This window comes from Pseudomonas sp. MD195_PC81_125 (assembly GCF_014060985.1).
Taxonomy (GTDB): Bacteria; Pseudomonadota; Gammaproteobacteria; order Pseudomonadales; family Pseudomonadaceae; genus Aquipseudomonas; species Aquipseudomonas parakoreensis.
The window spans coordinates 35,099-39,637 of record NZ_JABULD010000622.1 but is presented as its reverse complement, the minus strand read 5'-3'; the positions used below and the strand labels follow the sequence as shown (position 1 = coordinate 39,637).

Annotated in this window: 4 protein-coding genes and 2 pseudogenes; 2 read left to right on the top strand and 4 right to left on the bottom strand. The window is 61.5% G+C overall.

The features are described 5' to 3' along the window. Positions 1-81: 81 nt before the first annotated feature. A pseudogene (locus HT737_RS24960) lies at positions 82-850 on the bottom strand (helix-turn-helix transcriptional regulator). 145 nt (positions 851-995) lie between these two features. Between HT737_RS24960 and HT737_RS24955 the strand changes: the two are divergent. Both HT737_RS24955 and HT737_RS24950 read left to right on the top strand, forming a co-directional pair. Then, positions 996-1,223, top strand: coding sequence for a DUF6555 family protein (locus HT737_RS24955; protein ID WP_003223528.1), 228 nt, complete (start codon positions 996-998; stop codon positions 1,221-1,223). A gap of 40 nt (positions 1,224-1,263) precedes the next feature. Further along, positions 1,264-1,536 (top strand): hypothetical protein, encoded by a 273-nt coding sequence (locus HT737_RS24950; protein WP_047291471.1) that lies wholly within the window; start codon positions 1,264-1,266, stop codon positions 1,534-1,536. A 22-nt stretch (positions 1,537-1,558) separates the two neighbouring features. On the opposite strand, the gene HT737_RS24945 is transcribed toward HT737_RS24950, so the two are convergent. The 3 genes and pseudogenes from HT737_RS24945 to HT737_RS32825 form a co-directional block, all read right to left on the bottom strand. Continuing rightward, entirely contained in the window at positions 1,559-1,726 is a 168-nt protein-coding gene (locus HT737_RS24945; RefSeq protein ID WP_080963240.1) for a metallothionein, read from the bottom strand. 943 nt (positions 1,727-2,669) lie between these two features. Beyond that, a complete protein-coding gene (locus HT737_RS24940) occupies positions 2,670-3,629 on the bottom strand; it encodes an alpha/beta hydrolase (RefSeq protein ID WP_182404198.1) in 960 nt (319 codons plus the stop codon). A gap of 67 nt (positions 3,630-3,696) precedes the next feature. Next, positions 3,697-4,458, bottom strand: a pseudogene (locus HT737_RS32825) (alpha/beta fold hydrolase); the annotation flags it as partial. Between the last annotated feature and the right edge of the window lie 81 nt (positions 4,459-4,539).

Genomic DNA, 4,539 nt, shown 5'->3' with positions numbered 1-4,539 from the left:
CTGCGATCTTTTTGACTTTTGATTTTTGAAAAACAAGAAACAAAAAGATCGCACCTGCGGCAGCTCCTACAGGGATCGGGTTCAGGCCGTGGAGAATTGCGAAGGCGCCACACCCAGTTCACGCCGGAACATGTCACTGAAACTGCTCGGCGAATACCCCAGCTCCCGAGCGATCGCATTCACCGGCACGCCCTGAATCAACTCGGCCACCGCCGTCGCCAGTTGCACCTGCCGCCGCCATTCGGCGAAGCCCATGCCAAGGCTGTCCTTGAACAACCGCGCCAGCGTGCGCACGCTGGCCCCGGCGTTTTCCGCGTGCTGCTCGAACGGAATGTCCAGCGACGGCGCCGCCATCACCGCCTGACACAGGTTCATCAGGCGCCGGTCGGAATCGTCGGGCAGCGGGATCTTCAATGCCGAGCGCCGGGCACGCTTGAGCTCCAGCAGCGCCAGCCCGACCAAGGCGTCGTAATAAGCCGGCTCGCCGCTGTCACCCTGCGCCACCAAACCGACGATCAACTCGCGCAACAAACCACCGACCTCGATCACCTGCACGGTCGCATCCAGCGTCGCCGCCAGCGCCGGGCGCAGGTAGATGTTGCGCATCTGCAAGTCCGAGACCACGCGAATTCCGTGCGGCACTCCGGGCGGCAACCACACCGCGCGCTGCGGCGGCACCACCAGCGCCTCATGCGGGGTCTCGACCCACATCACCCCGCTCATCGCATACAGCAACTGCCCCCCAGACATGCTCATGCGGCTCAATAAACAGACCACGCGGATAGGTACGCGCCAGCGGTTGCACCGGCACATCGGTATCCGTCAGATCGGGGGGTGCGGCGAGGGCCATGGCGAGTATTCATTGGGGTTGGCGAAAGGCGCATGGTAACCAGTCGGTCACAGCGTCGCCAACGATAGATACCGTCGGACAATCCGAGTGAATTTTCCCGACGCGCCGCGATCCTTCTAATACCACAGGGAGGAATACGGGCTTTATGAACAACGCAAAACTGTTTGTCATCGATTACACCCTTCACGGCACGCCCAAATCGTTCATTATCCGCTCGGACAAAATGGACAACGCCGAGGCGTGGCACTGGGCAAGCTGTGATGCCGGCGTGGGTCGCATCCCGCGTTTCGGCCGGGAAAAAGTGCAAAAGACCAGCAAACCGATGGCGGAGAAATTCGGCGTGGAAAACGTCACATGGCGACCGGCGAGCTAGACTCTCGCCAGGCAATGGGGACTCTTCGGGGGCGTACACAATGACCAGCATCTTCAGCCCGGCGCATCTGGATTATGGCCTGGACACCCTTTTCGGACGTATCACCAGAAGCGTGGACTGTCAGGTGGGTCTTGAAGCTGTCGAAGACGACCCCTATCGCTTCGCCCTGCGCGTACCGGCGCCGTTACCGGAGGACCTCGACCAGGCGAAAACCGTGGTGGTCAGGGTCGAAGGCCGGCGTCTGCAAGGCACGGTTCGCCAAACCGAACGGCTGGATGATGAAAGCCTGAAACTGCAAGTGGAGCCTGATTAGGCTCCACTTTTTTTGCGCGCGGTTATTTGGGGTGGGCGCAATGACAGCCTTTGCTTGAACACTCTTCACCGCCCTTGTGGTGGTGCGCGCAAGCCTCGCAGCAATAGTGTTTGCCGTGCACGGCGTAGGCGTGTTCGCCTTCCTTGATGGTGCATTTGCAGTTGGGGCAGTCGCATTTTCTATCGGGCATGGGGGCAGACTCCTTTTTGGGTGGTTGTCTGGGCTTGTGGGATAAGCCGTAAATAGCAGTGTAGGAGCTGCCGAAGGCTGCGATCTTCTGATCTGGTGTTTTTTGCGGGATTGGGTGTATATCCGTTCGTGCTGGCGATATTGGGTGAATATCCGTTTCTTCGGGTGCTGCCGCTGGCGGTTTCGCTCTTACAGCGAGTCACCTTTTCCAAACGCCGAAAAGGTAACCCAAAAGGCTTTGCCCCGGCGTACGGCACTTCGCTTAGGCTCAGTGTTCCCTCGCTACGGTGCCCATCCGGGGGCATCGCCTACGGTTTGCTTCGCTGCACCTCCTCTCGATGTATGCGGCTTCGCCGCACGGCGCTGCGCGCCTACCCCCGGATGGACACCTCCGCTCGGCCTGCCGAAGGGGCTGAAGATCAAAAGCCACATCAAGAGCCAAAGCCAAAGCCAGAGCCAGAGCCAGAGCCAAAGCCAAAGCAGATCAAAAGATCGCAGCCTTCGGCAGCTCCTACATGGGATCGGGTGTTTTCAGTTAGTAATTGGTCGGCTGTCAGGCCGCCTTCGCTGGCAAGCCAGCTCCCACAATTTTATTCGTGCACACCCCCCTGCGGCGAAGCCCCACTCAACACGATGAGCGTTAGCTCGAGTACCGCTCTTGATCTGAGGGCCCGTCGGCAGGCTGAGTGGAGGGATTTATCCGGGGGTGGGAGCGCAGCGACCGTTTGGCGCAGCCAAACACAGCGAGAGGAGGTGCAGCGAAGCAAACCGTAGGCGCTGCCCCCCGGATGAATCCCGCAGCGAAGGAACCCGAGCCTGAGCGAGGGCCGAACGTCAGGGTAAAGCCCTTTGGTTACTTTGGGGCGTTTGCCAAAGTGACCCGCCGTCAGGGCGGAACCCTAGGTGGCCGTTACCGCAGCAACGGATATTCCCCCCCACCCCGGTCAAGCCAAATCAAACACCTCCACCAACCGCCCAGCAATCAACCCCAGCGCCTCTTCAGCCTCATCAACAATCGCCCCCATACGCATAAAGTCGTGGGTCATCCCCTCATAAACCTTCAGCGCCACAGCAACCCCCGCCGCCTGCAAACGCCGCGCATAAGCCACCCCCTCATCGTGCAACGGATCACACTCGGCCAACACCATCAGCACCGGCGCGACATTGGCCGGAACTTCGCCGAGCAACGGCGAGAAACGCGGATCGAGACGATCGCTGGCATCACGCTGATAGTGCTCGTAAAACCACTGCAGCGAAGCCTTCTCCAGCAGATAGCCTTCGGCGAAACGCTCGATCGACGGCGTGCTGCGACTGGCATCGGTGACCGGATAAATCAGCACCTGCAAGCGCGGCTGCTCAGCGGCAGCCGTCAGTTGCGCAGCCAGCACCGTGGCCAGACTGCCACCGACGCTGTCACCGGCAATCGCCAGTCGCGCCGTGTCGATGCCCAGATCTGCAGCACTCGCCACCAGCCAGTCCCAGGCATCGCGGGCGTCATCGGCCGCTGTCGGAAAACGATGTTCCGGCGCCAGTCGGTACGCCACCGACAGCACCACGCAATCGGCCAGCGAGGCCAGCGCGCGGCACAGCGAATCATGCGAGTCGAGGCTGCCGACCACATAGCCGCCACCATGGAAATACAACAGCGCCGGACGACCGGCGCCCGCCTGCAACGGATGATTGCTGTAGATCCGCGCGTGCAACAGTGCGCCGTCACGCACCGGCAATTGCAGCTCATCCACCACGGCCAGTTCTTCACCGCCGGCGTCCATCAGCAACGATGACTGATCGAATTGTTCGCGGGCTTCGGTCGGGCTCAACTCATGCATGCCGACGCGTTTGCCACTGGCCCGGCCGTTGCCGACCAATTGCAGAAATGCGGCGATATCAGGATTCAATGACATTCAAATCTCCAAAGCGATCGGGCGCCAGCAGCGCCCGATCGGTTTTACTTGGGTTTCACAGCAGGTTTCAGGACATGACTACTGATTCAACGATCTGGCCGAGCATTTCTTCAGCCTCGGACAGGAAAGTTTCATCACGCGGGATCTGGAAGTGCCCGCAATCCAGCCATTCGCCGCCCATGCCCGGCTGACCCAGTTGCGCCGCCAGCTCCAGTGCCTCGGCTTCGCGACCCAAGGTCCACCAGCACGTCGGGTTGACGGCCAACGGCGCGCAGCGCTCAAGCTTGAGCGACAGCTGCTTGAGCCGGCGCGCCACGCTGAACACATGCGCCAGTTCATCGGCACCCAGTGCCACGTAAGTCGACGCCCCGCGCTCGGCACTCATGGCACGCTGGAACAGCGCACGCAGGTTGTGCGGCGTTTCTTCACCGTCGATGGACAAGCCCGGTGCGGCGTCCGGCAACGTCACCTGCAGGAAGTCGCGCAGGTCGGCTTGCCAGTCATCGACCGCCCCGGCGTCGACCGCTGCCGACGGCACGAAGCTATCGACCAGCCCGACAAACTTGACCTGTTGCCCGGCCTGCTCCAGTTGCGCGGCGATCAACATCGCCAGCGTACCGCCCAGCGACCAGCCCAGCAGGTGATACGGCCCGTGCGGCTGTTTCTGGCGAATCTGCGCCAGATACTCACTGGCCATTTCCTGCAGCGAGGTGTCGTTGAACGCCGGATCCAGCAGCATCCGCGACTGAATCGCCAACACCTGACGCCGACCGCTCAAACGGCGCGCCAGCGGCTCGTAGTCGAACACCGTGCCGAATCCGGCGTGGAGGCAGAACAGCGGCGCCACGCCCTTGACCTCGGCGTTCATCGCCAGCAACCCGGAGGCTTTTTCCGCCGTGCCCTGAACACT